1 protein-coding gene is annotated in these 1070 nt (G+C 62.7%); it reads right to left on the bottom strand.

Annotated features, from left to right (window positions below; genetic code table 11):
• Positions 1 to 100: 100 nt before the first annotated feature.
• Positions 101 to 1070, bottom strand: a 970-nt coding sequence (locus ABT116_RS49705) for a DUF4192 domain-containing protein (protein WP_351648336.1), incomplete at its 5' end; no start/stop codon positions are given.

The raw sequence follows: 1070 nt of genomic DNA, 5'->3' as shown, positions 1-1070 counted from the left end.
GCCGGGCATGCGGGATCCCAGGGACGCTCCGGGCAGGCGGGATCCCAGGGGTGCTCTGGGCGGGCGGCATCGCGGGGGGCGCTCGGGGCCGGCCGGTTATCTACTGCGCCTGGGTTTGATGTGCCAGAACTGCCGCAGTCCGCAATTGTTCCCAGATCGCGGGGTGCAGACCGTTGTCGAGAACCTGCTCGAACATTTTCCCGAAGCTGTGGGACGGGTCGAGTCGGCGGCCACTCGTCAGTGCTTCACGTGCCAGCGCAGAGCGGCGATTGACCCAGTTGAAGACTCCGGCGAACACCATGAGCGGACCGGCCAAATCCTCGGGTAAAAGTGCGCCGACCTGCCGCATTACCTCGGCGGCTGCATCGGCATTGTTTTCGTCGATGTGTGCGAACAACAGATCGCGCACCGTCACGTCATGCATGGCAGCAGCAATAACGGCTGCGTGCTCATCGGTAACGGTAATGCCGTGCTGTGACGTGCCGTCCAGGTAGTGCGAAAGTGCCAGATCGAATACCCGATCGGCCGCTCGCTGTGGCTCCATGGCGCGTAGAACGATGCGCTTGGCGCCGAAGGCCCGTGAGGCCGCGGCAGCGCGTTCCGGGCCGTGCTGCGCGGCGGTAAACCCTGCTCGGATCTCGCTGCGGGTCTTGAGAATCGTTGTGCCCTCGAACAACGCTTCGGTGATCAGTGGGTGTGCTGCAAGATCGACAGGTGTACCCGACTGTGCGGCAAGTGATCCCGCGCCCGTCCATTGACGTACCAGACCATCGGTGAAAACGAACACAGGCGGAACTGAATCGGGCCGAAATGTTTCGAGCGCTTCGGCTACGTCATTGCCCCGTTCGAGCGTGCCAAAGACAACCACAAGCATCGATTGGCACTCTTCCAGAGCTGGTGTCACACGCAAGGAACTCAGAATTCCCTCCGACACGCCAGGGAGCAGATTGAGGAGGGGGAGCATGGCGACCCTGCACGGGTGCACATCGAGGGTGATGATGACCAACTCGTCCTCGGGAAGATGGCCACCCATAGCCACGGCACCGGCGACAACATCGGACGGGCTGGTC

It is taken from the genome of Streptomyces sp. NPDC002130 (assembly GCF_040296465.1).
In the GTDB taxonomy this organism is placed as follows: Bacteria; Actinomycetota; Actinomycetes; order Streptomycetales; family Streptomycetaceae; genus Streptomyces.
The sequence above is the reverse complement of the archived record's forward strand: the minus strand, read 5'-3'. Positions and strand labels throughout refer to the sequence as shown.